Source organism: Roseimaritima sediminicola, from assembly GCF_009618275.1.
GTDB classification, from domain to species: domain Bacteria; phylum Planctomycetota; class Planctomycetia; order Pirellulales; family Pirellulaceae; genus Roseimaritima; species Roseimaritima sediminicola.
This window is the reverse complement of record NZ_WIAD01000008.1, coordinates 1-26,521: the sequence shown is the minus strand read 5'-3', so window position 1 is coordinate 26,521 and position 26,521 is coordinate 1. Positions and strand designations below refer to the sequence as shown.

20 protein-coding genes and 2 tRNA genes are annotated in these 26,521 nt (G+C 60.5%); 12 read left to right on the top strand and 10 right to left on the bottom strand.

Annotation, left to right across the window (positions count from 1 at the left end; all coding sequences use genetic code 11):
- Nucleotides 1-33: 33 nt before the first annotated feature.
- Together GE027_RS06515 and GE027_RS06510 are read right to left on the bottom strand one after the other, a co-directional pair.
- Complete coding sequence (locus GE027_RS06515; RefSeq protein ID WP_237607343.1) at nucleotides 34-5,241, bottom strand: PAS domain S-box protein; 5,208 nt, start codon at nucleotides 5,239-5,241, stop codon at nucleotides 34-36.
- Between the two features lie 248 nt (nucleotides 5,242-5,489).
- The gene (locus tag GE027_RS06510; RefSeq protein WP_153556380.1) at nucleotides 5,490-6,656 is read right to left on the bottom strand and encodes an endonuclease/exonuclease/phosphatase family protein; all 1,167 of its coding nucleotides are present in this window, start codon (nucleotides 6,654-6,656) and stop codon (nucleotides 5,490-5,492) included.
- Nucleotides 6,657-6,946: 290 nt separating this feature from the next.
- On the opposite strand from GE027_RS06510, the gene GE027_RS06505 reads away from it, so the two are divergent.
- The 3 genes from GE027_RS06505 (at nucleotide 6,947) to GE027_RS06495 (ending at nucleotide 10,372) form a co-directional block, all read left to right on the top strand.
- Complete coding sequence (locus GE027_RS06505; protein ID WP_237607342.1) at nucleotides 6,947-8,128, top strand: AI-2E family transporter; 1,182 nt, start codon at nucleotides 6,947-6,949, stop codon at nucleotides 8,126-8,128.
- A 160-nt stretch (nucleotides 8,129-8,288) separates the two neighbouring features.
- Complete coding sequence (locus GE027_RS06500) at nucleotides 8,289-9,974, top strand: DUF11 domain-containing protein (protein WP_153556379.1); 1,686 nt, start codon at nucleotides 8,289-8,291, stop codon at nucleotides 9,972-9,974.
- Nucleotides 9,975-10,174: 200 nt separating this feature from the next.
- Entirely contained in the window at nucleotides 10,175-10,372 is a 198-nt protein-coding gene (locus tag GE027_RS06495) for a hypothetical protein (RefSeq protein ID WP_153556378.1), read from the top strand.
- 56 nt (nucleotides 10,373-10,428) lie between these two features.
- Here GE027_RS06495 and GE027_RS06490 read toward each other — a convergent pair whose 3' ends face one another.
- Genes GE027_RS06490 through egtD form a run of 3 tightly spaced genes read right to left on the bottom strand, consistent with a single transcriptional unit; the run spans nucleotide 10,429 to nucleotide 13,406 of the window.
- Entirely contained in the window at nucleotides 10,429-11,226 is a 798-nt protein-coding gene (locus GE027_RS06490; protein WP_153556377.1) for a metallophosphoesterase, read from the bottom strand.
- Nucleotides 11,227-11,253: 27 nt separating this feature from the next.
- The gene (gene egtB, locus GE027_RS06485; RefSeq protein ID WP_153556376.1) at nucleotides 11,254-12,525 is read right to left on the bottom strand and encodes an ergothioneine biosynthesis protein EgtB; all 1,272 of its coding nucleotides are present in this window, start codon (nucleotides 12,523-12,525) and stop codon (nucleotides 11,254-11,256) included.
- Nucleotides 12,522-13,406 (bottom strand): L-histidine N(alpha)-methyltransferase, encoded by an 885-nt coding sequence (gene egtD, locus GE027_RS06480; RefSeq protein WP_237607341.1) that lies wholly within the window; start codon nucleotides 13,404-13,406, stop codon nucleotides 12,522-12,524. The genes egtB and egtD overlap by 4 nt, the downstream gene beginning before the upstream one ends.
- 416 nt (nucleotides 13,407-13,822) lie before the next feature.
- On the opposite strand from egtD, the gene GE027_RS06475 reads away from it, so the two are divergent.
- On the top strand, nucleotides 13,823-14,650 hold the full coding sequence (locus tag GE027_RS06475) for a PP2C family protein-serine/threonine phosphatase (protein WP_153556374.1): 828 nt from the start codon (nucleotides 13,823-13,825) through the stop codon (nucleotides 14,648-14,650).
- Nucleotides 14,651-14,965: 315 nt separating this feature from the next.
- Here GE027_RS06475 and GE027_RS06470 read toward each other — a convergent pair whose 3' ends face one another.
- The 3 genes from GE027_RS06470 to GE027_RS06460 all read right to left on the bottom strand — a co-directional run bounded on the left by GE027_RS06470 (nucleotide 14,966) and on the right by GE027_RS06460 (nucleotide 20,067).
- On the bottom strand, nucleotides 14,966-16,075 hold the full coding sequence (locus GE027_RS06470; RefSeq protein WP_153556373.1) for an aldose 1-epimerase family protein: 1,110 nt from the start codon (nucleotides 16,073-16,075) through the stop codon (nucleotides 14,966-14,968).
- A 16-nt stretch (nucleotides 16,076-16,091) separates the two neighbouring features.
- Complete coding sequence (locus GE027_RS06465; protein ID WP_153556372.1) at nucleotides 16,092-17,666, bottom strand: DUF1598 domain-containing protein; 1,575 nt, start codon at nucleotides 17,664-17,666, stop codon at nucleotides 16,092-16,094.
- 454 nt (nucleotides 17,667-18,120) lie between these two features.
- Nucleotides 18,121-20,067 (bottom strand): prenyltransferase/squalene oxidase repeat-containing protein, encoded by a 1,947-nt coding sequence (locus GE027_RS06460; protein ID WP_202617342.1) that lies wholly within the window; start codon nucleotides 20,065-20,067, stop codon nucleotides 18,121-18,123.
- 402 nt (nucleotides 20,068-20,469) lie between these two features.
- Between GE027_RS06460 and GE027_RS06455 the strand changes: the two genes are divergently transcribed.
- Together GE027_RS06455 and GE027_RS06450 are read left to right on the top strand one after the other, a co-directional pair.
- Nucleotides 20,470-20,543: transfer RNA gene (locus GE027_RS06455), tRNA-Met, on the top strand.
- A 199-nt stretch (nucleotides 20,544-20,742) separates the two neighbouring features.
- Nucleotides 20,743-21,645: an IS1096 element passenger TnpR family protein gene (locus GE027_RS06450; protein ID WP_153556371.1), complete on the top strand. Its 903-nt coding sequence runs from the start codon at nucleotides 20,743-20,745 to the stop codon at nucleotides 21,643-21,645.
- Here the strand turns inward: GE027_RS06450 and GE027_RS23570 are convergent.
- Nucleotides 21,626-21,748 carry a hypothetical protein gene (locus GE027_RS23570; protein ID WP_261344035.1) on the bottom strand — a complete coding sequence of 41 codons (123 nt, stop codon included), beginning with the start codon at nucleotides 21,746-21,748 and terminating at the stop codon, nucleotides 21,626-21,628. The genes GE027_RS06450 and GE027_RS23570 overlap by 20 nt on opposite strands.
- 217 nt (nucleotides 21,749-21,965) lie before the next feature.
- Here GE027_RS23570 and GE027_RS06445 point away from each other — a divergent pair.
- Nucleotides 21,966-22,039 (top strand) — tRNA-Asn (locus GE027_RS06445).
- Nucleotides 22,040-22,149: 110 nt separating this feature from the next.
- Here GE027_RS06445 and GE027_RS23565 read toward each other — a convergent pair.
- Nucleotides 22,150-22,272: a hypothetical protein gene (locus GE027_RS23565; RefSeq protein ID WP_261344034.1), complete on the bottom strand. Its 123-nt coding sequence runs from the start codon at nucleotides 22,270-22,272 to the stop codon at nucleotides 22,150-22,152.
- A gap of 187 nt (nucleotides 22,273-22,459) precedes the next feature.
- On the opposite strand from GE027_RS23565, the gene GE027_RS06435 reads away from it, so the two are divergent.
- The 5 genes from GE027_RS06435 (at nucleotide 22,460) to GE027_RS06415 (ending at nucleotide 26,351) form a co-directional block, all read left to right on the top strand.
- Nucleotides 22,460-23,560 carry a slipin family protein gene (locus GE027_RS06435; RefSeq protein ID WP_153556369.1) on the top strand — a complete coding sequence of 367 codons (1,101 nt, stop codon included), beginning with the start codon at nucleotides 22,460-22,462 and terminating at the stop codon, nucleotides 23,558-23,560.
- 112 nt (nucleotides 23,561-23,672) lie between these two features.
- Entirely contained in the window at nucleotides 23,673-24,227 is a 555-nt protein-coding gene (locus GE027_RS06430) for an RNA 2'-phosphotransferase (RefSeq protein WP_153556368.1), read from the top strand.
- 4 nt (nucleotides 24,228-24,231) lie between these two features.
- Entirely contained in the window at nucleotides 24,232-24,705 is a 474-nt protein-coding gene (locus GE027_RS06425) for a macro domain-containing protein (RefSeq protein ID WP_202617341.1), read from the top strand.
- A gap of 20 nt (nucleotides 24,706-24,725) precedes the next feature.
- Nucleotides 24,726-25,253, top strand: a complete 528-nt coding sequence (locus tag GE027_RS06420) for a macro domain-containing protein (RefSeq protein ID WP_153556367.1) — start codon at nucleotides 24,726-24,728, stop codon at nucleotides 25,251-25,253.
- Between the two features lie 39 nt (nucleotides 25,254-25,292).
- On the top strand, nucleotides 25,293-26,351 hold the full coding sequence (locus tag GE027_RS06415) for an ADP-ribosylglycohydrolase family protein (protein WP_153556366.1): 1,059 nt from the start codon (nucleotides 25,293-25,295) through the stop codon (nucleotides 26,349-26,351).
- The last annotated feature ends 170 nt before the right edge of the window (nucleotides 26,352-26,521 follow it).

Sequence of the window (26,521 nt, the reverse complement as noted above, 5' to 3'; positions counted from 1 at the left end):
CTTCCAGCCTGTGGACTCCCCGGCCAGCCCACTCTACGGAGTGTGTCCTTCGATCAGTTTGGCGACGCGACTGATCAGGTCCGCGGCGTCGACCGGTTTGGCGACGAACTCGCTGCAGCCGGCCGCCAGGGCTTCGTTCACCTCCTCGGCCGTTGCGCCGGCGGTCAGGGCGATGATGGGCATCGTATAGCCCTGTTCCCGGATCCGCTGTGTGGCTTCGCGTCCGTCCAACTCGGGCATCTGCATGTCCATCAACAAACAGTCGAACGGTTCTCCCGCCTGTTCGGCTTGGCGTACTGCTACGACAGCTTCGGCGCCGTTGCTGGCCTCGACCACCGTCGCTCCGGCCCGAGTCAGCAAGCGATTGGTCATCAACCGCAGGTCGCGGGCATCGTCGGCGATCAGAACGCGACCGCTGATCCGCGGCAATGGTTGCGTCCCGGCGCGTCTTGGTCGCAGATCATCCGCCGAGACGGTGCATAACGGCTCGGTACTGTCCACCGGCAAGCGCAACGTGAACTCACTGCCCACGCCCTCCTGACTGGCGACCGAGATATCTCCGTCCAATAGATTGGCCAGTCGCTTGCTGATCACCAATCCCAACCCGGTCCCCTCGACGCCCACCATTTTGCGGTCGTGCACCTGCGTAAAGGTCTGAAACAATTTTCCCAGGTTGGCTTCGGAGATGCCGATGCCTGTATCGATCACCCGGAAACAGACGCGGCGTTCGACGCCCTCTTCGATGCCGACGACCACGCGTACGCTGCCTTTGACCGTAAACTTCAGCGCGTTGCCGATCAGGTTGACCAGAATCTGCTCCACCCGCGAACGGTCACTCCGCAGTCGTTCCGGCACGGGCCCTTCGAATTCAATGGTCAGCGGCAGACCGCTGGACTCGCTGCGGTGCCGCATCAATTCCAGAATATCACCCAACATGGGCAGCATCCGGAACCGCGACTTGCGAACCTCCAATCGGCCGGCTTCCACCTTGGAAAGGTCGAGAATGTCGTTGATGATCCGCAGCAAAAAACGACCATTGCGGATCACGGTTTCCAGATGCGTGCGATCAACCTGTTTGCCTTCGCGGAGATCGCGCAGCGCCAAGTCGGCAAAGCCCAGAATCGCTGACATTGGCGAGCGGATTTCGTGGCTGAGGTTCGTCAGGAAATTGCTCTTCGCCTGACTGGCGTCCTCGGCCGCCACGCGCGCGGCCTCGAGGTACGATTCGGTTTCTTTTCGCCGCGTGACATCCGTCAGGTGCATGGCCGCACCGCCATCGACCGGGAACACCCGTGCGTCGTACCAACGGTGGTTCTGCCGCGAGTAGTACTCGGCCGTTTCGCTTTGCTGGCTGCGTCGCACACGGTCCAGAGCCACGAGAAGCGGCCGGTCGCTGGAGGCATCGAAGCACTGTTGATAGGGCCGGCCGATCAGTCCACTGGGCCGGCCGGTCAACTCGCGGGCCGCCGGATTGGCCGCTTGGACCAATCCCTCTTCGTCGAAACTGAGAAACGGGTCGCTGCTCTTCTCGATCACTTCGGTGATGATGGCTCGCGAGGCCATCAGTTTCTGTTCGGTCGCGCGTCGCGCCGTGATGTCTTCGATCAGAGAGATACAGGATTCGGGCCGGCCGTCCAAACCGCGTTTCAAGGAGGTGGTCAGGTTGGCCCAGACGATGTGCCCGTCGCGGTGAAAATACCGTTTCTCGATGCTGTAACCGGGGATCTCGCCGGCAACCATCCGGTTAAACAGCCGCAGGTCTTCGTCTCGGTCGTCCGGATGCGTCAGTTCTTGGAACGTCTTTTGGTTCAACTCCTCCATCGTGTAACCCAGCAGATCCGCGACCTTCTGATTACACTTCAGCCACTCTCCGTCCAGGCCGATATGGGCGATCCCGATCGCTGCGTTCTCGAAGGTGCTGCGATACTCCAGCTCGCTGGCCTGCAGCCGTTCGGCGGCGTGGACCACGTCGGTGATGTCACTTTGAATGCCCACGAAGTGGGTGACGGTTCCGGCCGCATCGGTGACCGGGGTGACGATCAAGTCGTTGTAAAAGGGCGATCCGTCGCGGCGATAGTTTAGGATCGTGACGCGGCAACTGTGCTTGTGAGCGATCGCGTCACGGATTTTTTGCACGACTTCCGGATCCGTCCCCGGACCTTGCAGGAAACGGCAGTTCCGACCGCTGACATCCCGCGGGCTGTAACCGGTTAATTCCTGGAACCCCCGGTTGGCGTAGACGATCGGCATGTCTTCGGCCAAGGCGTCGACGATCAAAAAGCCGTTGCTGGCCGCATCGATCGCCCGCGTTCGCAGCCGCAACTGCTCTTCGGTGAAACGCACGGTGGTCACGTCGTACAGGGTGATCGCGGCCGAGGCGACGCGTTCCAAGTCATCCAACACCGGCGTCACTCGGATCAGCAACGTCAGCGGTTTGTCGAATAGGGTGACGGTGACTTCCTGGGGTTCCACCTCACCGCGTCTGGTCAGCTCCGACATCATCTCGGTGCAAACCGCCTGGATCTTTTGCGGCACGACGTCGTCCAGTTTTACGCCGCGGCCGACATCCAGATCCGTGCGAAACAGCCGCTTGGCACCGCGGTTCCAGCTGGTAATCCGCTGGTTCAAGTCGATCCCGATGATCGCATCGGTACTGTCCTGCACGATCGAGGTCAGACTACGCAGCCGGCTGGCCGTTTCTTTGACGTTCCGCAGGTTCGTCATGGTCAGAATGACCCCGCTGCGATCACGATAGGGCGCGGCCCGCAGCAAGATCGGTTCGCCCCGTCGATCCAACGCTTCGACCTCGACCAATTCGTGTTTGGCTTGCACCTCCCGCACCAAATCAACCAGATGCACCTCTTCTAACGCGTCGGCATAGTCATGCAGCGTCTGATCGTCTTCGCTTCGCCGCATCAGCAGGATATCGGCCGCCGCCGGTGTGACCCGCCGAATATTCAGGTCCGTATCGACCAGTACGATACCAACATCGCTTTCCTTTAAGACGCTCTCCAAGTCGTGCGTGATCTCGGTCAACAACTGCAGGCGACGGTTGCTTTCGGCATTGGTAGCATGCAGTTCTTCGTTGACGCTGTGCAGCTCCTCGTTGGTGCTTTGCAGCTCTTCGTTGCTGCTGGTCAGTTCTTCGTTGCTGGACTGGAGTTCCTCGTTGGTCGTTTCGACTTCTTCGATCGTGGCCTGCAGATTCTCGCGGGTAAACTCCAGCTCCATCTCCAACAATCGCGTGCGTTCGACATGTGTCTCCGAGAGCGATACAGCGTCTGCCTTGCCGCGGGACGAACCGTGACCGTTGCCCATCGCGGCGTGGGCGGGCGAGGTGCTGGACGAATCCTTCTCTGCGCTCGCCACCTCGGTAGAGGAGTCGTCCGCAGGCGGAGGCGAAACCATGGTGGAAAACGTGATCAGGTAGTGAGTCTCGTCGCGGCCGGCGTGCTGAAAGCGTTGCACACGCAGCTGCAGCGTCGTGTCCGCAAACGCAATGGTTTCGCTGACCACGTGCCCTTGCTCGCTGTGGATCTGCTGCAGCGCCACCAGCACCGGCGACTGCAAGACCTCCACGAGCACGTCCTCGACAGTGCCGTGCAACCGGCCGGGACGCAGCTGGACGTAGCGAGTCACGTCGCCAAAGATCTGCAGCAGGCGGTGTTGGTCATCGATCAATAGGCCGGGGGGCGCGTACAGATCCAGAATGCGATCGTAGGAAGCGATCAGCGCCGTGGAGGGCGAACGCGGCGGACTGGGACGCGGCGCCAACCGCTTGTTGGTCAAGGGACGATTGCGGAGCCGCAGATCCAGCGGCATCCGCGTCTCACGCTGCTTTTGAAACAGCCGCCAATGCTTATCCAAACTGACAAAATCGTCGGTCAGGTCTCCGGGCGTTTCGCTGGGCCCCAACCACAACACGCCGCGGGACTTCAAGGCGTGAACGAACATGTTCAGAACGCGTTCCTGGGCTTCGTCGACCAGATAGATCAACAGATTGCGACAGGTGATCAAATCCATGTGGGTGAAGGGCGCATCCTGCAGCACGTCGTGGCGAGCAAACACAATCGAATTGCGGACCGCGCGATTGATTTCAAAGCCCTGGGGCGTCGAGACAAGATACTTTTCCTGAAACTCGCGGGGAATCTCCGCCAAGGATTCCTTGGGGTACAGGCCGCGTTGGGCAAACCGAATCGCGTCGGGGTGGACGTCGGTCGCGAAGATCTTGATTTCAAAATCCGTTCCCGTCCGCTCGCGTTCCTGATGGATCAGCATCGCCACGCTGTAGGCTTCCTGGCCCGTCGCACAACCGGCGATCCAGGCGCGAAACTCATCCCCGTCGGATTTCGCAGCTGCCGCCGTGCGGATCGCCCGTCGCGCCAATCGGTGGTAACCGTCGGGGTCGCGAAAAAACCGCGTCACTCCGATCATCAGATCATCGGCCAGACGCGACAGTTCGTTGGGGTCGGAGTCCAACAGTTCCAGGTACTCGCCCAGTTGCTCCTTTTTGCACAGCATCATCCGACGCGACAACCGCCGCGTGAACGTGCCGTCCTTGTACTGGGTAAAATCGACGCCGCAAGCTTCGTCCAAGCGCTGATAGACCGCTTCCAGGTCCGTATGCTCCATCGCGGGAACCGATTGCGAGATCACCGCGTCGATGGCCGCACCGCCCAGGTACGACACCAGGGCTTCGGCAAGCTCGGCCACCGGGGCGGCGATGTGTACCGTCTCGGTCTTCAGGGCATTCAGCGGCATGCCGTTGAACTGGGCGCTGTCCTCGTCCTGGCACAACACCAAACCGCCCGCCGAATGGACAGCCACGATGCCTTCACTGCCATCACTGCCGGTGCCCGAAAGAATCACTGCCGCCAGCTGGCGGTCCTGCTGCCGGGCCAGCGAGCGAAAGAATTTGTCGATCGGCAGGTTCAACTCGCCGGTGTGCTGCCGATCGCACAACCGCAGGCAACCATCCTCGATCTCCACATGCTTGGCCGGTGGCAGCAAATAAACCGTATTGGGACGCGGCCGAAGCGTCTCGGTGATCTGCTCGGTCCGCATCCGTGTCCGCCGCCCCAACAAATCACGCATGTGACTCTGGTAGTCTGGCGACAGATGTTGCACGACGACGAACGCCGCGCCGGTATCCGGCGGCAGCTGTTCGAACAGCGTCTCTAGGGCCGACAAGCCTCCTGCCGATGCTCCGATCCCCACGATCGGCACGGCGGCAGCACTCACAGGTTCACTTCCGGCTGGATCATCCGCCGGGGCTGGTCGGTCCATTGGCAAAACTATCGCGATTGAATCCAAGCGTTTCAGAGAGTCAACGCCCAGAGCGACTCCCGATCGGCGTTCATTGTACCGGCTCGGCAAGAAAAGTTGAGCGGGTCTACACTTCGGCGGACGGATCACGCCCCTCCGGACGGGCCAGCACATCACCGGGCCGGCGGGGTGGCCAGCACGCAGGCAAGACTGACCGAGCGTCGTCAGCCAGTTTTCACATCCTTAATGCTTTCGCGCTTGCCCTCGTCTACCGCTTCGCCGTCCAGGTCCTCGTCCTCGATGGCCCGCTCGATGCGAACTTCGGCCTCTTCATCATCCGCCTGCTTCGTCTCCAGCACGTCCTGCTCATCGGACTGCGAAGGCGTATAGCGCAGATCGATCAGCATGGGAAAGTGATCGGATCCGACGAAGGGCAATCGCTGCAGCTTGCTGATCGTGAAGTGCGCGGAATGAAAGATGTGGTCCAACGGAAAACGCATGTACCAGTGATCGGCGTGGAAGGTGTTGTAGAAGCCGCGACCCCGCCGGGGGTCCAACAGCCCACTGACTCGCAAAAACAGCCGCGTCGTGGCCGACCAAGCGACGTCGTTTAAGTCGCCACCGATGATCACCGGCCCGTCGTCCTCGGCCAGTTCCTCGCCCCACAAGGTCAGCTCCGCGTCTCGCGGCTTGGCATCGTTGTCGCGGACCGGTTCGGGCGGTCGCGGATGCACTCCGACAAAACGCATCAGTGTTCCGTCGTCCAAGCGAATCTTGGCGTCGATCGACGGGATGTCTTTCTGGACCAAGTGCAACACTTCGTAGGTCACAATCGGCAACCGGGACAGCAACATCATGCCGTACCAGTTGTCGCGAGGTTCGATGACCTGGTGGGGGTAGCTTTCAATCAAGGGCTGAACCGCGTCGATCCAGCGTTGGTCGACTTCGACGACCAACAGGATATCCGGGTCCGCTTGCCGCATGACGTCCATCCAAACATCGAACTGGTCGTTTTCCATTTCCACATTCGTCATCACCGTCCGCAGCGTACGCTCGTCGCGTTTGGGCGACCGACAGAGGTGCGCTGGCGTGACGACGGATTGTTTGGGTAGCAGCGGGGTGTAGGGCAGGATGCGGAAGCCATGCCACAGCGTCAGCCCCACGGCGATCGCCAGGCTGATCCACGCCGGCGGCAGATCCGTCGGGCCCAGCACCCAGAGCAACCAGTAGATTCCCGTCAACATCCAGGCCAACGCCAGAATCTGAACGCGAGGAAAATCCCAACCGCGTACGAACCAGTGCGGGCTGCTGCTTAGATTCAACAACGATCCGCCAACCAATGCGGCCAGCAAAAGGAGGATCAGCCAAGCGATGATCAAGGTGAATGCCATCTGTACAAAATTTCAAACAAGCGGAATCGTTCTGTTTTCTTCGTGATCGTGCGCTCAACGCCAGCGTTGTGAACCTCCCATGATAACGGCCTGTCGACTCCTTGAGCCGTTTAGGCGACATGCCAGCAGCGAGGGTGCAAACGATGTGCCGCAGTGGTACGACGATTGCTACAGCGTTTTGCGATGGTCTTCCTTTGGGATGGCTTTCCAGGCACACGCACACACAGCTGATGAGGCTTCCCCCGGACAGAAAAGCTCATTCGGCATTCCCACTCGTCTTCAGGTGTCCCATGCTCGATCCAGATCGCCGCAACGCGGCAGAGCCCGCGGGGATTGTTGCGCACAGCCATCCCAAGGCGCAGCGGTGGGTACCGGTGGTGGTGACCGTAATCGCGGCGATCCTGGTGATGGGTGTGTTGTATGTGGCCAGCGATCTGTTCGTACCGATCGTGATCGCCGCCTTGGCTTACCTGACGCTCCGGCCGCTCGTCACCCGTATCTGCCAATACGGCCTTCATCAGACCATGGCCAGTGTGCTGGTGATCACGGCAATTTTCTCGGTCTTGGCCGTGATCGTGACCCTGCTGTACTCGCCCGCCCAGAAGTGGATCGAGGCGGCTCCGGAAAGCTTGATTACGGTACGCGAGAAATTTAGCGCCATCGCCGAGCCGCTGACCACGATCGACCGTGCGGATGAAACCATCGACGAGGCCACCACACCGCTGCAGAAAGGCGAACCCAAGCTGACGGTCTCGTACGAGAAACCCTCATTGATCGATGAGACGACCGTGATCAACCAGACGGGCAAGTGGCTGGCGTTTATCGTGGCCGTGGCGGTGCTGACCTTCTTCATGTTGTCGACCGGCGACGATCTGCTGAATCGCATGCTGGGCGTTCTACCGGATCATCACTCGCGGGAAAATGTCCTGGAAAAGATTAGCGACATCCAGGCCAGCGTCGGTCGCTACCTGGCACAGATCACGGCCATCAATACCGGCCTGGGCGTGGCCGTTACGATCGTGATGTATCTGGTCGGCATGCCGACGCCCGTGCTGTGGGGCGTTCTGGCGGCGCTGTTCAACTTTATCCCCTATGTTGGCCCCTTAGCTGCCACGGCGGTCGTCTTCCTAGCAGCCTCTGGATCCTTCGACACCATCGCTGGTTCGGCATTGGCCGCTGTGGCGTTCTGGTTGACTACCGCGGTGGAAGGCCAATTGGTAACGCCAGCTATTCTCGGCCGGACGCTCCGTGTGGGCCCTGTCGTGGTCCTCTTGGCCGTTGCCTTCTGGGGCTTCTTGTGGGGATTTCCCGGAGTCTTTCTCGCGGTGCCTCTGCTGATTGTCCTGCGCAAAGTCCTGGCGGGCTTCGAGGCAACCCATGCGTTTGCCGTGGTCCTGGGCGAAGCGGAGCGCCCGCACCTGGACGATGACGAGGCGTTGCAAGAGGACAAGACGATCGCCGAAGTCGTGTGAACAGGCCGGTCGGCAGAAATACTGTGCCGGGTGCCATTGCGCCGGTTGAGTCGATCACACCGCCGGTTGGCACGATCATTGCAAAAGATCTCCGTCGTGAAGAGACGCCTTGTTGGCGTCCGTTGACCCTTTTCGCTTCTCGACATTGGAGAATGACACCATGACACACCTTTCTTTCCTCAAGCCCGTACTCGGCGGCCTGGGCGGCACCCTCGCCCTACTCGCCCTGTGCACCGCACCGCTGTCCGCGGCGGACTCGATCCAAACCGGCGACGGGTTGCTTCAGGTACAGGCCGAACTGCCCCAGGAGGTTCGCAGCGGCGAATCGTTCCATTACCAGGTGACGGTGAAGAACACCTCGGACAACATTGTCCTGCACAATGTCAAGCTGAAGCAGGCCAAAGCCAAAGGCCTGACCATCGAATCGGTTTCGATGCAGCAGCAGAATCAAAAGCAAAACAAGAAAGCTGCGGAGGAAAAAGGCGGCGGCAAACAGATGACGATCAAAATGCTGCAGCCCGGTGAAAGCCGTACCTTCCAGGTCAAAGCCACCGCGGACGAAGAAGGCGAACTGAAAAGTTGCCTCGAAGTCACCTCGTACACCCCGGCTCTGTGCCTGACCAGCAAAGTGGTCAAGCCGCAGCTGGAATTGACCAAGTCGGCCCCCGACAAAGTCAATCGCTGTGAAGTGATCGAGCTGCGCTACACGCTGAAAAATGGCGGAACCGGCGATGTCGGCGCCATCGAAGTCACCGATTCGCTGGGCAGCGATCTGGCTACCATCGAAGGTGAAAGCGATCTGAAGTTCAACGTCGACGGACTCGGCGCCGGCGACACCCGTGAATTCGTCGCTCGGGTCTACGCCAAGAAAGCCGGTGAGTTCTCCAGCCGCGCCCAGGCCAAGGCCCAGGACAGCGACCTGAGCTCGCGCAGTAAAGAAACCACGACCAAGGTCGTCGCCGCCGATCTGGCTGCCCAGCTGAGCGGACCCAACCGCCTGTACGGCGACGAACTGGCCCGCTTTGATGCCCGCGTAACGAACACCGGGAACGTGCCCGCCGAAGATGTCGAGATCGAAGTGATGGTCCCCGAAGGCGCTCGCCTGGTGAACATCAGCGATCCCGAAATGAAGAGTGGCCAGAGCTCGCAAAACGGCCAGTCCAACCAGGGCAACAACAACCAAAATCAGCCAACGCCTGCAAACGATCAGAAGCAGAACGATCAGAAGCAGAACGATCAGAAGCAGAACGATCAGAAGCAGAATGATCCTCAGGCGAATATGCGAGCTGAAATGCTGACGATCGACCGCCTCGAAGCGGGTCAGACGGTGGCCTTTGAGTACGCTCTGCGTCCCAATGATCTGACGGAGATCCCCACCAAGATCAAAGCCACCTACGTCTGCTCGGTGGGTCCTGCCGAAGATCAGGCAAAGGCCACTGCCAAAGCGACCAGCACCGCGATGACGACCGTTAAAGTCGTTCGCCTGCCGGCCATGCAACTGATGGTCATCGACGATGAAGATCCGGTCGACAAGGGTGACAATGTCGTCTACTCGATCCGCGTCTGGAACGAAGGCGATGCTCCCGATCAGAACGTTCGCTTGACGGCCGAGCTGCCGGATGGACTGGAATTTGTTTCGGCCAACGGTCCGACCAACCAGAGCCAGAACGGTTCGACCATCGAATTCGAACCGGTCAAGGAAATGGCCCCTGGCGACCGCGCTGATTTCCGCGTCGAAGCCAAAAGTACGGGTGCCGATTCGGTTCGCTTTACGGTCAACCTGACCAGCGATCTGCTCAATGAAAAGGTGACCGCCGAAGAACCCACGCGGTTGTTCCAGCGCTAACCTCCGCTTCGCCGCTTCCCGCGGCAGCGTAAACAAGTACGGCATCAGGCCGTTCGGGATTCCCGGACGGCCTTTTGTCGTGCGCCACCGGCCATCGCCTTTGAACGTTTGGCACAGCGATTGCACCTCTTGACTACCAGAACTCCAGGCCCTACCGCGGCCGCTTTCCCAAAAACCTATCGAAACCTCGAGCTGATACGATGATTGCTGTACCGTTCATTCAAACCAACCACGGCGTCTCCTACCCGGTGGTCGGTGTCTCGCGCGTCCATCAAAACGAATTGCTGGGCGACGACGACGAGGTCCCACCTTTACGCGGCGGCGAAAAGATCCGCCAATTGGTCCGCCTGCGCGTGCGTCCGTCCGCCAACTGGCCCGTCCAGGTCCGCCAAGTCTGAACTCGCGCGGGCGGGCCTGGCGGCGAACCAGCCGCTGTGGCGCTGGTTTGCCGGCGCTACAGGGAACCGTCGGGCCGACCGTTCTGGTCCTCGTCAAAACACATCAGCTCAATTGGCTGAAAGTTGACATGACGGATCGCCGCACCGGCGTTGTAGAACTCTTTACCCTTGAACAGAAAACGATTTAGCGCACGGTGCGTGTGCCCAAAGACGACCCGGCGGATCGAATCCGACCACGGCGCTTCCTGGCGATGCAGCCAGCGGTCCAGTCGCAAACAGGTACGACGGCGGCGGTGCGCCGTCATGGCCACGGCTTGGTGCAGTCGCACCGAGACGGCCGCATCGTATAGGCGGCTGGCCCGAGGATGCGCCGTAGGTTTGTCTTGCCAGGTACGGCGGTAGCGGGCAAAGCATTGATCGCTGCCCGTCCCTTCGATCACGTCGCCGTGCAAGAACAAGGTATCGTCGGCGACCAACGCATCCAGGCCGCTTCGAAATCGCTCGCGGCCCTCTGACCATTCGTCCAGCCGTTCTCGAAACCGGCCGTGCGCATCGTGGTTGCCGTTCAGAAACACAAACTGTTTCTCGGGGTAGCGCTCGTAGTACCGCTGCAGCCACCGGAGGGCGGCGTCGATCGACTCCCCTTCGTGACCGACCTGACTCCAGCGAAAATCAAACAGGTCGCCGCCCCAGACGCAGACGTCGCTGCGTTGGATCACGCGGTTGATCAACCACTCGTGTTGGTGCACCATCGAACGGGCACTGAAGCAGTGGAGGTCGGATACAAAGCAGAACCGCAACGGCGTTCGCTGATGGTCGGGCCAGGAGGCAATAATCGGTGCGGATTCACTCATCAAAGGTTCGTCGTTGTGGCAGTTCGCCTATTCGGCCAGACGGATTCCCGAGAATTGCCACCTCGCATCCGGCGGAAAAAAATTGCGGTAGCTGGGACGCAGATGACCGCGAGACGACGCCACGCTGCCGCCTCGCAGTACATACTGATTGCACATGAATTTGCCATTGTATTCCCCGATGGCTCCGGGCGGTGGGCGGTAACCCGGGTAGGCGTGGTAGGCGCTGGCGGTCCACTGCCACAGGGTTCCGCACATGTCGCCGGCGGCCTGCGTCGGGTGAAGCGCGTGGCCCTGCCGCACGAGATCGTCTGCAAACTGGCCCTGCGATTCAGTCCTATCCTCCTCATCCTCTGCGGCCAGACGGCAACAGGCGTACTCCCATTCGAATTCCGTAGGCAGCCGTTTGCCGGCCCACCGGGCATAGGCATCGGCTTCGAAATAACTGATGTGACAAACCGGCCAGTCGTCTTCCACCGGCACGAGGCCGGCCAGGGTAAACATCTGCCACCGGTCGTCCCGATGCCGCCAGTACAGCGGCGCGTCCCAACCTTGACGTTGGACCGTATCCCAGCCCATCGACAACCACAACTCGGGGCGGCGGTAGCCATCGTCTTGCATAAAACGCCGGTACTCGCCGCAGGTGACCAAGTCGGCTGCGATCCCGAATTCCGGCAGCAACACCCTGTGCCGCGGCAGTTCGTTGTCATAGCAAAAGGTCCGGCCGGGATGCCCAACCTGGCCGTGCGTCTCGCCGAAGCGATGCCACCGACCGCTCGCCGGTGCAGCGGGCGCAAATGGCCGTGCTTCGAAGCTGGGTAGCAGCGGATTGGTCGCGAACGCATGCTTGATATCGGTCAGGATCAATTCTTGGTGTTGCTGCTCGTGATTCAACCCCACCACCAGCGTATCGCGGTGCCGCTCCACAAATTCAGGCTGCTGCATCCGCTCCAGCAAGGCCTCGTCGACGTACCGCCGATACCGCCAGATCTCGTCCAAACCGGGACGCGACTGGGTGCCGCGCCGCGGCCGCGGAAACTGCTCGCCGACGCTGTTGTAGTAGGAGTTGAACAGATAACGAAACTGCTCGTGGTACTCTTCGTACTGGGGGTCGGATCTCAGAATGAACGTCTCGAAGAACCACGTCGTATGCGCCAGATGCCAGCGAACCGGGCTGGCATCGTCCATCGACTGGACCATGCAGTCTTCGGGCGTCAGCGAAGCGGTGATCCGCTGTGTGAACTCGCGAACACCTCGGTACTGGCTCGAGAGCTGCTGCGGGGGTGAAACAACCGTACTCATTGCATTTCCTCCCCAAGCACCAGGTGCAACAGCGCGAACTGCTGGGCGTCGTCGGTCCAGTAGCGATGCATTTGAAAGCCGTGCGGTTCGGCCAACCGGGCGAATCCGTCGACTGTGTATTTATGAGAATACTCCGTCAGGATTGGTTCTTCGCGTGCGAACGAAATCTCCTCCGCACCGATCGTTACCACTTGATCGCGACGACTGACGATCGAGATTTCGACGCGGTGTTGTCGGTCGTTGTACACGGCGCTGTGCTCGAACCGCGACAGATCGAAGTCGGCTTCCAGCTCCTGATTGATGCGGTTCAGCAGGTTCAGACTAAAGCGTGCGGTGACGCCCTGGCCGTCATCGTACGCCCGCAGAATCGCCCCGACATCCTTCTGCAAATCAATTCCGATCAACAGGCCACTGCCACGCTGCAGCAGGCGGGACATCGATCTCAGGATATGAGACGCTTGGTCCTGGGTAAAATTGCCGATCGTCGAACCGGGAAAGTACAACGCCACATGCGAATACGGCGAGGCGGGTTGGGGAAGCGCAAAAGGTTGGGTGAAATCGGCTACGACCGGCAGAACCTCCATCTTGGGATACTGCGACCGCAGACGCTCGGCGGTCCGCAGCAGATGTTCTTCGGAGATGTCGACCGGCACGTACGCCACCGGATCGACCAACGCGTCCAACAGGATCTGTGTCTTGACCGAACTGCCGCTGCCGTATTCCACCAACATCACATCCCGATCGATCTGCTGGGCAATCGAACCGGCATGTTCCTGCATGATGGCCAGCTCGGTGCGAGTCAGATAATACTCGTCCAAGTCGCAGATCTGATCAAACAATTCCGATCCGGCTTCGTCGTACAAATACTTGCACGGAAGCATCTTCGGTGTCTGTCCAAGTCCGGTCAGTACATCTCTGCGAAACGCCTCGGTGCTGAGTGTTTGTTCGATCATCAAGCCGTTGATCCTAGTTGGAAAGGGAACGCTGCCGGCCTCGTCACTGGATCGTCAAAGAGCATTGTAACGAAAGGAGATACAGCGCAGGTGAAGGAAAAAGAGCAGCCGAAAAGCAGCGAATTGCATGCCAAGCCACGCGTTCTTTGGCGGCTTACCGCGGTGGACATTCCATCGGTTATCTTGGGTTTCTATCGCCCAATCGAAGCTGTACGCATGGTTCCAAGAACCGCGCGCAAGGCTTTAGAAACCGCGCGCACGACTTCTAGCGCTTGCCGGCCAGCGATAGTGCCCCAGCGCCTCAGCGTTGAACCACCACTTCCTTACACACGGGGTTGCAAGCCATGAACAAGTCCGACGACGAACTGGCGGCGGAAGTCGCTGCGCTTCGAGAAGAGCTCGCGGAGAAGGAAGCCGAAATCGACAAGATGGGCGAGATCCATCAGACCTTGCTGCCCGATCGCAGTCCCATCATCCTAGGCTTCGACATCGCGACCAGTCATGTCGCCCCCGAGAAAGCCGGTGGCGACTACTACGACTTCATCCCCAGCGAACTACGCGATGACCTCTCACCCGATGACAACGCCAGTTGGTTGATCATTTTGGCCGACGTGTCGGGGCACGGTCCGGCCGCCTCGGTGATCATGGCCATGGTGCACAGTGTGCTGCATGCCTACGACGGCGCCCGACAGAACCCGGGCGACGTGTTGTCCTACATCAACGAACAACTCTCGACCAAGGAACTGGAGCATTTCGTGACGGGCCTGTTGATCGTGATCAACCCACTGGATCCGGTCGAAGGTCGCTTTACCATCGCCATCGCCGGCCACCATCCGCCCCTGCTGCGACACGCCGACGGCCGCGTTGCGGCGCTGCCCTGCGAAGCGGGATTGCCGTTGGCCGTCGACGAGGCCACGACCTATCGCCAGTTTGATTTCGTGCTCCAAGAGGGCGACGCGGTGCTGCTGTTCACCGACGGTTTGATCGAACCGATGAACGCCGATGGCGAGGAGTTCGGGATGGACGGCGTCATCAAGGCCTTCGAAGATTGTCCTGGGACCGCTGCGGAAACCGTTCGCTGTCTCAACCGAACCCTGGCCCGGCACCGCGGCAGCGAAGACCAACCCGATGACAAAACGCTGGTCTGCATCCGCCGAACACCAGTGGCATAGGCTTCCAGCCTGTGAACCAAGTGGCATAGGCTTCCAGCCTGTGAACCAAGTGGCATAGGCTTCCAGCCTGTGAACCGAGTGGCATAGGCTTCCAGCCTGTGAACCAAGTGGCATAGGCTTCCAGCCTGTGAACCGAGTGGCATAGGCTTCCAGCCTGTGAACCGAGTGGCATAGGCTTCCAGCCTGTGAACCAAGTGGCATCGTCACGGTTGTTCCAGACATCTATCCGCCACCGCCCCCGTGGAAAGGTATGTCGACAGAAACGCGTTGTCATCTCCGTGGCAATCAGCCCACCGGCCTTCCTGCCCGCAGCCCTCACACCGCCGCGGACATTCGTTTGCCGAATCGTTCGACCGCAGCCGAACCGACCAGCGGATGCAGCCGCAAACGAAACACGGCCTTGCCGCCGGCAGCCAGGTTGATCAGGCGCCCCGCGGCCGCCTCTTCGTCTCGCGTGTTGGGCAAGTTGGCGGCCGGTTCGATACCGACCACATAGCCGTCGGCCAGGGCCGCTGGATTCTTCCAAACCACCAGATGCGGCAGCGTCTGCGTGTCGTACTCGACCCCCCAGCCCAGTTGCCGATCGCCGGATCGCAACATCGCCGCCGACCAATGGTCCTCGACACAGCGGGGCGTCACGAAGTAAACCCGTTCGGCGTAACCGCTCTCCGGCTTGCCGATGTTTTGCCACCGATCCAGCTCTGCGTTGGATTGGTCGTCTTTGCCCTGGACTTCCTTGCTGGCCACGACCACCTCGGCACCTTCGCCCAGAACCGGCGGTCCGAGGTTGACGTGATACAACATCTGGGCGGTCGCGGGGCGGGACAATCCGTTGGTGACCGTGTCTTCAATTTCGATCGCGGCTTCGCCGGCCGTGACGGTGATCCGGCTGCGCAGCTCGAGCCGTTTGACGAACAGCCGAGCCTCGGTGACGGCGCCTTCCAGACTCAGCGTGCCGGCTTCGGCATCGACGTGAACGTGCAGGTCGCCGGCGGGAAGGTTGGCGATTCGCCCGTGCAGCGGATACTGCAGCTGGCCGGCCTCGTTCCACTGTGGCGCGCCGTTGCTCTCCAGCCCGCACCGCACCAACAACTCATCGAATCCTTCCAGCCAACCGATGCCGCTGGGATCGAATACGGGAACCAGCGCCGGATGCACCGGACCGCGGACCGGCGAATCCCAACCGAACCGTTTGCCGCCCGCTTCGACTTGCCAAACGCCCATCCCGCGTGTTGGCAACACGATGACTCGCACCGCACCGGTATCGATTTCCACCAGTTCCACGCCGGCGGACGCTCCTTCGGTGAAGCGGCCGCGTCGTACCCGAATCGTGCCCCGCGCGGTCTGGCATTCGGTCGCACAGAGACTCGGCTCTCGTTCCCAAACCACGCGGCGTGAATGCACCAGTTCGCTGTCGTCGGTCATGTTGTCCTGTCATGGTTTATGGGGCTGCGTCCCACCACCATTGATGTCGACCAGCGGGACGAAAGCGGTCGTCGGGTCGGGCCGAAGCCAGCGAGTCGTAGGTCTCGATTTTGCCAGTCCAGACACTGGCTGGATCGACCGACACGCCACCGCTGGCGACGATCACGTGATGACGCGTATTGCGATGGCGGACAGTATGCATCACCGCGATCGATTCAACAACTCGCGGCGCCGGCAGCTCCGCAAGATGGCCATTAGCGTCCACGGCCAGACCACCCAGGACCTGTTCGAAAGCGGCCGTGCCGAGCTGGTGCCGCGCCAGTTCGGCGATGGCCGCCACGTGGTACACACCCTCCAGCACACTGTAGATCGGGTACCGCTGGGCGATGGCCGGAAAACTGCGGTTGAATTCCTTGACGAACTGGCGGCTGCGCAGGTCCACCTTTGCCGCATGGCGACCGCCTAGCGCATCCGGCCGCTGATCTTCACTTACCAGACGCAGCCCGCGCCCCGACAACTGAAACACCTCCCGCCGGGAATCGCTGCGGATCTTGACCGGTTGGGATGTGAACCACAGTCGCAGCAGTTGGCCATCGGGCGGTCCCTGCTGGATCGTTTGCGTGATGACATCCAAGTAGTTGGGAACGCCCGTGGGCATGGGGTGTTTTCCCAATGCCAATTGTTTCATGTGACGATCGGCTTCGACCAACATCCAGGCCAGCGGTCCGTCGCCAGCGGTACCGAAGACGGTCACCTCTTGCTGGCCCAGCGCCTGCTGCATGGCCTGAGCGGCATCGGCGATCGGAATCGCGTCGCTGCGGATCGCCGCGGCGGTTTGCAACGAACGTGCGATCCCTTGATCGCTGGGATCGATCGTGCACCCGAATGGCTGCTCCTGCACAGCGGATCGCACGACCGCCGCAACCGCCGGCAACTGCAGCGTTGCAGCGCCCGTCTTGCGATCCCGCGGCCAACCCCCAGACGAATCGATTCCGCCGACCGGACCGGCCAAAAGGATGTCCACTCCGTTGCGGTCGATCACCACGTACTCGACTCGGCTCAAACCGCCCAGGTTGTACAGCGATTCAGTCGGCGGCCAGCCCAGGATTTGTCGCCGCCGCCACTCCGCCGCCATCCGCTTCAGCGACACGCAGCGCATCGGCGAGGCTGCTTTCCAAGACGGTTCATCTGTCGCGGCCCCGTCCCCGGACAGGAGGCCCGCGATCGCGTCCACCGATACCGAATGCGGATCGACTTCGATGTCCTTGACCAGCCCTTTGGCATCCACCACGATCCCGCCAGCGTAGGGAGCCATCGTGCTGGGACCGCCCAGCTGTTCCCAGGTCTCGGGCGCGACCGTTCGCTGGATCAACTCCATCAACTGCGTGAAGTCCGCCACCGTTCCGCCACCGGCGACTCCGGCCCCCGGACGGACTTGTGGGCCAGACGTCACGTCGGCCGCGGCATGCGGAACCGCGACGGCTCGACCGCCGGTCTCGGGTGCAGCGTCTTGCGCACCGGCAGACCACGTCCCCGTGTCCAAGCTGATCAGCGAGATAACCAGAACGCACCATAAGCGGCTAGGAACCATCGGTTGTTCCTCGAGGAGAAAAGGGCATCGGCAACGTTCCTTCGTTCTATCAGATCGCCCGCCGATGCCGCAAATTTCCCACCGCCAAACGAATCTCAAATCTCCTGACTCCGGCGGAATCTATGTATGGCTCGGAGCGATAGAATGCAACGTTTTCTCCCCTCTCCCCCGCTGCGCCGCGAGCGTCAGCGAGTGAAGCAGTGGTGGGAGAGGGGCCGGGGGTGAGGGGGCTCGGGTGCAACGCAATGGCTCTTGTCGTACGATCCCCAGGGCCGTGCACCGCATCGAGATACGGCAATGGTGCTGCTGCTCTGCATTCCCCCTCACCCCCAACCCCTCTCCCCCGGAGCCTGACTCGCTTAGGCTCGCCAAGCTTCGGGGGAGAGGGGAGAAAACGACATTGTTCGTACATAGATTCCGTTGGAGTCAGCAAATCTCAAATCTCAGCCCCCATTCAAAACCCACCGCCGGGAATAAAATCATCGGGACCGGGTTCCCGCGGCGCGGGCGGGGCCGCGGGCGGCTGGTTCAGCGCGTACAACGGCAGGTGACGGTAATAGACTTCCAGGCAGTAGATCGCCAGACACGTGGTATAGAGCCGGCCGCCGGAGCTGCCCCAACGACTGCCCTGCGGCGACCAACTGCCGGCTTCCGAACCGGCACGGACCTGGGCGCCGGTCAACTGCGGCTTCATCCGCGCGTTCCACGACGACCACGGCTTGCCGCCATAGTGATGCAACACCTGCGTCGCGTAGTACCAGTAGTAGTAGTTGCCTTCGTCGATATCGAAGTTGTATTTCGCGACGATCGTCTCGACCGCTTCGACCAGCGCCGGATGGTCTCGTTGCCAGCCCAGGTACTGCCGGCATAGCAGCCCCTCGGCGGTCATCGTCGGCGAGGGCGTCCCTCGAGCCTGGTATGAGTAGGCCGCCCCGTCGTAGGCCTGGACCGTATCGAGGTACTCGTCGACCTTGTACATCACTTGGGGATCCACATCCAAACCGCCGCTGCGAGCACTCTCGAGCGCCATGACGAACCATCCGGTGACCGAGAGGTCGGCCCCTTGGCCGGGCTCGTAGCGCCAGCCGCCGAGCTCGCTCTGGGCCGCTTCGGCGTAGTCGACCGCCTTCTGAGCCGGTTCGCGGAGCCAGGAGTCCTGGGTCATCGCGTACAGTTCGCACAGGGCGATCGTGCACTGTGCCTGCGCATAGGCGCGAGCGTGACGAACGCGCGTGCCCTTGGCAAAAAATCCTTCGCGATCCTGTTGCTTGAGCAAAAACTTGGTGCCGCGTTCGACTTCCTTGGCATAGGGGCCGGACTTATGCGTATTGCCATCGCCCTGGAAAGCCAATAGCGCCATCGCGGTGGCGGCCGCCTTGTTCTCGCTGCTCGCTCCGTCCATGTACGGTCCGGTCAAACTCCACGACCCGTCGCGTCGCTGTTGGCGTTGGAGCCATTTAAGTCCCAGTTCGACCGCTTCGACTGTACTTTCGTCACCACCGTAGGCGGCCAACAGCGCGCTCTTCATCGCTCCGCTGCGTCCGGTCACCATCGGCTTGATCGGCAGATTTCCCGCCATGATCGGAACTTCCATCGCCTCGATCGCTTCGGGTTCGGGCAGATCGATCGCCGGAATTTCGCTGGGCATCGGGACTTCCACCGGCGTGTCGACCGGCTGTTCGTCAAAGGACTCGACCATCGAGTCCATCGGATCCTCCATCGCGAACTCCGACAGTTCGTCGCTGTCGGACGGTTCCGATGCCGGGCCAAGGGTCAGCACGACGCGGCCCAGTCGTTGGCCCGCGGGCGAGGCCAGCAAGGCCAGCAGCAGCAGCACGATCAGATGGATAACCAGCGAGATCAGCCACGACGGAGCTTCTCGAAGCGTCTCTTCGACCAGGTCGGCTTCTTCCTCGGTCGCTTCGCTTTCCTCGGCGACTTCGCCCAGCTCACCCTTCCAGCGAATCCCCTTGGCCGCGCCGACTCCGGTGGCGGGAGCCATGGCCGCGGCCGATTCCGCAGCCACGGCCCCGCGCGGCGGGCGAACCGCCACCGGCGTCACGGCCGGCGGAGGCGGCGGAGGCACCGAGCGGCGGGGTGCTGGACCGGTCGCGTGTTCGGGATCTTTCGCGATCGGTGTCGGCGGCGGAGTTCGCTGGACCGCTGGTGGCCGCGTCTGAGTTGGTGGCGGAGGCGGCTGCTCCTCGACGGAGCGAACCGGCGGCGGAGACGCCGGCCGGCTCGAGGGCGAATACAGCTCCAGGGCTTGCTGAGCCGAGGCGGAAGGCGGTGGCGTATAGCCCCCCTGGGCGGACGGCGGCGGAGGCGCTACGGGCCGGTTCGAAGCGGCGGCAGCCGGGCGGTAGACTTCCGGTTCGGAGTCAGATTGCGATCCGGCCAAAACTGCGGCCTCCGAAGCAACAAAAAGAAAAGCGGCCCTTCCAGCCAACACAACCCAGCCGTTCCAGCCAACACAACCCAGCCGTTCCAGCCAACACAAAGCAGTTCAGCTTTCTCAGCCGACAGCGCCCCCCCGGCCGCCTCGACCGACGGATCGACCGCGAGGACGGGCGAGGAACACTTGTTCTAGTATAGGGAACGGCAAGCGAATAAGTAAAATTCCCGGCTTTGAAAGCTCGGTAAAGCGGCACCGGTGCTGCGGAAAGCAGGGAAAACGCGGTGTGCGCGGCCGCCATCGGCGGGCGATCAAGAAAAAAATGCCAGCCGCGCTCGATGCGGTTGACAAACCCGGACGAACAAGAGATAGTTCCTGCAGTGCTGACGAGAGCAGCACGTTCAACGCCGCGGGGTGGAGCAGCCCGGTAGCTCGCGAGGCTCATAACCTCGAGGTCGTCGGTTCGAATCCGGCCCCCGCAACTTCTCTGTGGGATAGGCATCCCGCCTGTCATCCGCGGCAAAATCCAAAGCCGACGTTGGTCTTCGAGACCGACGTCGGCTTTTTTTGTGTTATCCCCTGCTCTCGGATACACTTCCGTCGCTGTGCTTGTGGCTTGTCCCCGCTAGGGTTTGACAATTGCCGACATGCAGGACTCTTTGCTGCCCAGGACAATGAACCATGCCTGATTTCACACCGACGCAAGGCAAATACCTTTCCTACATCCATGCCTACACCGTTGGCTTCGGATTGCCGCCAGCGGAATCAGAGATCGCCAAAGCGATCGGTGTGTCTGCGCCATCGGTACATCAGATGCTCAAGACGCTGCAGCGCAAGGCGTTGATCCATCGCGAGCGGGGTGTTGCCCGTTCGATCAAAATCTTGGCCGACGAATCCACGATTCCCCAATGGTCGGGTGGAACGATCACTCGCGTCGAGACGAGGTGGGTGAGCACGCGGTCGCAACGTCGCTCGGCACGTTCGACCCGTTTGGCCAGATCGGTTGCACGTTCCAACCAGCGGAGCACGGATCTTTACGTTTTCAAGATAACGCTGGTCGGATCCAAACCGCCCATTTGGCGACGCATCGAGACCAGAGATGTCAGCTTGGCAAGGTTGCACCAGCTGATTCAAACCGCGATGGGATGGACCAATTCACACCTGCACCAGTTTCGTATCGGCGAGCAGTACTACATGGATTCGCGTGGTGCTGACTCTGACCCGGACTGGGTTGAGTCCTACGATGGCATCACAGTGGCCAAGCTGGTCTCCCAACATGGCACCAAACTCAAACTGCGGTACGAGTACGACTTCGGCGACGGGTGGGAGCACAACGTGGTTCTCGAAAAGATAACCAGGCCAGCGGACGGCGCTAGCTACCCGCGTTGCACCGGCGGCAGACGAGCGTGCCCGCCAGAGGACGTTGGCGGCCTTTGGGGCTTCTATGAGTTTGTCCAAGCGGTGAACAACCCTGAGCATCCAGAACACGAAGAGAAGCTCGAGTGGTATGGAGATTTTGATCCCGCTGAGTTCGACAAAGACGAAGCGACTGCCGCCATGCAAATCAAGTTGCCGTCTTGGTGACACGTCGCCCCGCTTCCTTGCGGCGGCTGGGCAACCGCAGCCTGGTCACCCTTGGCAGCGTATCGATGCGTTGGGTGTATCCTTCCAGAAGTTCAGTTGTCATCATGGAATCGTTGCCTGATGAATCAGTCTTTCAACCGCACGCACCAGAGAACCCCGGTGCGTGCGTTTCTTTTGCGCTGACGAAACTGCGAACCCAACGAAGCCAAGATGACTCTATCTCTCTGCGATCGGCCGGTGGGGTTCTGGCGGCGCGGGCTTTCACGCCTTCGGGCGTTCGCTGGCCCGTGTTCCGTGGACAGGTTCTAAAACGAACACCGGCGGAAGTAGCTCAGTGGATAGAGCATCAGGCTGTTAACCTGACTGTCACGGGTTCGAATCCCGTCACGCACCAACGCTTCGACTGCAAAGTCAAAGCTCCCGGGCGCGAAAGCGTCCACCATGAAGCTGGCGGGCAGTCGATTGCTACGCCGAATCAGCCGCAAGAACGATCGCGGCAGTGGATCAGGCAACGAATCCACGCGGTGGTTCCAGCGGCAACACGATGACTTCGCCCTGCAGGTCGGCAGACGAATCATCCAGCAGTATCGGACGAAACTGAAAACGAACGTTTTGGCGTGGCCGCACGGCCAGCCGAAGGGTTCCAATTCAGCGGATGCCGATCACGCTCGATGGTTCAGAGCCAACTTCCGCGATGGTTTCGTGGGATTCAGCGAACAATCGATTGCCCAATAGCCTCCTTCTCCGTGGGATAGGCTTCCAGCCTGTCATTTTCCCTTGTCTTCACGCAGGCTAGAAGCCTACGCCACGTATCATGTTCAAGAAGATTCACATCCGCAGCTACGAAGTCGGGCTGCGATTCCGAGACGGCGAATTCGTGGGTCTGCTCGGTCCGGGAACGCACTTCGTATTCACCCGTTTCGGCAAGATCGAGGTTCGTATCGCCAGCAAGCGAGATCCGTGGCTGGTCGACGAGCAACTTGACGTGATTGTGAAGTCGGGTGCGTTGGCCGGCAAGGCTGAGGTCATCGACTTGCAGGACCACCAGCGAGCGTTGGTGTGGATCGATGGTCGATTCAGCCGCGTGCTTGGCCCGGGACTGTACGCCTACTGGATTGGCGTGCGTGATGTTCGCCTCGAAGTCGTCGAGATCGAAACCGTTCGTTTCGAGCACCAGGATCTCGCATCCATTGTTCGCGGGAACGACGCGACTCGTTGGCTCGACGTTTGCAAGGTCGATCGCGACCACGTTGGCGTCTTGTTTCTGGATGGTCGCTATGTCGACGAACTGTCACCGGGTCTGTACGCCTTCTGGAAGGAGGCGGCCGATGTGCGGGTCGTGGAACTCGACATGCGCGAGTCGCAAATCGACGTGAGCGGTCAAGAGATCTTCACCGCCGACAAGGTAACGCTGCGCATCAACGCGATCATCACTTACGTGGTGAAGGATGCTCGTCGCGCCGTGAGCGCCTCGACGGACGCTCGTCAGTCGCTGTACCGAGAGACGCAGCTCGCGTTGCGATCTGCGGTTGGCGCACGCGAACTCGACGGGTTCCTTGGCGCGAAGGACGATCTGATCGAGGAACTCGAGGCCAGCGTCCGCGATCGCGCCACCGTGCTCGGCTTGGAAGTTGTCTCGGTAGGTATTCGCGACGTGATCCTTCCTGGCGACATGAAGGACTTAATGAACAAGGTGACCGAGGCCAAGAAAGCGGCCGAGGCCAACTTGATCTCACGCCGTGAGGAAACCGCTGCGATGCGCAGCCAAGCCAACACGGCGAAGCTGCTGGCCGACAACCCCACGCTGATGCGACTGCGGGAGCTGGAAGTCCTGCAAACGATCGCCACCAGCGGCAACATGAACATCGTGCTCGGCGAGAAGGGCCTGGCCGATCGCGTCGTGAACCTGCTGTAAACCATAAACGCCCGCGGCGGAGTCACCCGTCGCGGGCGTATTTTGCTGGTAGTGGATGAGGCAACGAGTCCCGCAGCTTTGGATTCGTGCCCTCATCCACTACATTGCCATAATGAAAACCGACCAAACACTCATTTCGACGAGCAAATTCCTCAGTCTCATTCTCAGGCATCAACCTGAAGCCATCGGCATGACGCTCGATGCGGAGGGTTGGCTTGACATCAACGCACTCATCGCGGCAGCAAATGAGCGTGGCACGAGGCTGACACTCGAAGTGCTCCACGAAGTCGTCGCGACGAACGACAAGAAGCGGTTTGCACTGAGCGACGATGGCCTCCGCATTCGCGCCAGCCAAGGTCATTCGGTTGCGGGCGTCGATTTAAAACTCGAGGAGCAGAATCCACCTGAATCACTCTACCACGGAACGGTTGCAGCATTTGTTGAAAGCATTCGAGCCAGTGGCCTGAAGAAGCGGTCTCGCAATCACGTGCATCTGTCAGCCGATGAAGCGACGGCAACCAAGGTAGGTTCGCGGCGAGGCAAACCCGTTATCCTCCGTATCGACGCTGGGGCCATGCATCAAGACCGACACCAGTTTTATTTGTCGGCCAATGGTGTTTGGCTGGTCGATGCAGTGCCGACAAACTACTTGACTTTTCCGAGGTAATTCTTTGGCGAGCAATTTGGAGGTCGTCAAAGGAGATCTTCTCGATCAAGACGTTGATGTAATCGTCAACGCTTGGAATCGCAACATCATTCCTTGGTGGTTGTTACTACCACAGGGAGTTTCAGGGGCGATCAAGCGGCGCGGCGGGTACGCTCCGTTTCGCCAGCTTGCAAAGCACGGGCCGATCCCGCTTGGCGGAGCCGTATTCACCGGTGCGGGGAAACTGCCGTTCAAAGGGATCATTCACGTGGCCGGCATCAGCATGTTGTGGCGTTCAAGTGAAAAATCAATTCGTGATTCATGCCGCAACGCCTTAGCATTGGCCGAGGAATGCGGGTTCGACTCCATCGCACTGCCGCTGATTGGTGCAGGCACGGGGGGCGGGTCGGCTGACGCGGTTCTCGATATGATGAAGGATGAACTTGCAAAAGTCAGCTTTCGAGGTCGAATCGCCATCGTGCAATTTGAAAAAACGTAAACAGGGGAGCTGATCGTCAAATGCACATCAACATTCAGGTCGGTGATGTTTTGGAATTCGCCGCGGATGTTTTGATTTCCACAGCGAACCCTTGGCTCAATCTATCGGGAGGCGTGAACGGAGCAATCCTCGCGGCGGTCGGGCCTTCGATTCAGGAGGAACTTCATTCGTACCTTAGGAGTCGGGGCGTTTCAGCAGTGCCCGCCGGAACGGTAGTGCGAAGCCAACCGGGAAATCTACCATTTGAGTGCATCTTGCACGCGGTCGCGATTGATCCCTTCTATGACTCGTCGATTGAGCTGGTCCGCCAAACCATCCGCAACGCTCTGGCGATGGCGGTTCAGCTCGGTGCTAAGTCGATTTCATCACCAACGCTCGCCACCGGCTATGGCCCCATGTCGATCCCTGATTTCGGAACGGCTGTTGTACCGCTGACCAACGATCCTCGCTTCGATCCACTTTCGTTGACTGTGGTGGTCCGTTCAGAAGAACACCGAGCCGATCTGTCCAAAACGATTTTTGTTACAGGCCACCCGTCCCGGAGTTGAATTCAATCGAGCGCAACGATCTGTCCTGGAGAAGATTTAGTGAAACGCGACGCCATCATCGGATGCATCTTGGGAACCGCCGTGGGCGATGCTCTCGGCTTACCCTACGAAGGCGTCTCACCGCAAAGAGCACCTCGGCTACTAGGGCCTCCCGATCGCTATCGGTTCCTGATGGGGCGCGGCATGATCTCCGACGACACCGAGCACACCTGCATGGTGGCCCAGTCGTTGATCGAAGCTCGCGGCGACGTTGACGTCTTTACCAAACGTTTCGCGAATCGGTTGCGGTGGTGGATCTTGGCGCTGCCGGCGGGTGTTGGCAAAGCGACCGCTCGTGCCGGCATCAAACTCTGGTTGGGAGCGAGGCCCGCCAACGCAGGCGTCTTCTCCGCAGGCAACGGCCCAGCGATGCGAGCGGCGATATTTGGTGCGGTGTTTGACGACGTGGGGCTGATGCTTGAAATGGTGCGAGCCTCCTCACGGCTGACGCACCGTGATCCGAAAGCGGAGTACGGAGCGATTGCTGTGGCGTTGGCAGCGAAGCACGCGCGGGATCACGAAACCATCGATGCGAACCTTTGGCTCGATCAAGTTGTCGATGCAGTCGGCGACGATGGAGTCGAGTTAATGGATCTGCTTCGCAAAGCGATCCAGAGCGTCCAGGCTGGTGAATCCACACTTGATTTTGCTCAAGGCTTGGGGCTGGACAAAGGCGTCACCGGATACACCTACCACACTGTTCCAGTCGCGATCCACGCTTGGCTGTCACACCCGAGCGACTTCCGCCAAGCCGTGACCGCAATCATTTGCTGTGGAGGCGACGCCGACACGACCGCCGCGATCGTCGGCGGCATCGTTGGCGCTGGCGTCGGTGGTGAGGGAGTTCCCAAAGAGTGGGTGAATGGCCTGTGGGAATGGCCTCGCAGCGTAACATGGATGCGTTCACTCAGCGAATCATTGGCCGACACGATCGCTGGAGAATCGACCACCGTCACGAAATCTCCCTCCATCAATCCGCTCGGCGTGCTACTTCGCAATCTGCTCTTCCTGCTCGTCGTCCTCTTTCACGGTTTCCGCCGGCTCGCTCCGCCATACTGAGGGAGGATTGCAATCCCCCGACCAACACCAGCTACCTACGCAACTCCAACTACCACAAAGAAAGAATCCATGGCGTTCTAAGCACGTCGGCATGAATCTTTCGGTGAACCCCCGCGACAACACCCTCCCGCGCAGCGGGAGGGTCGGGCTCTTAGGCCCGGGGAGGGCCT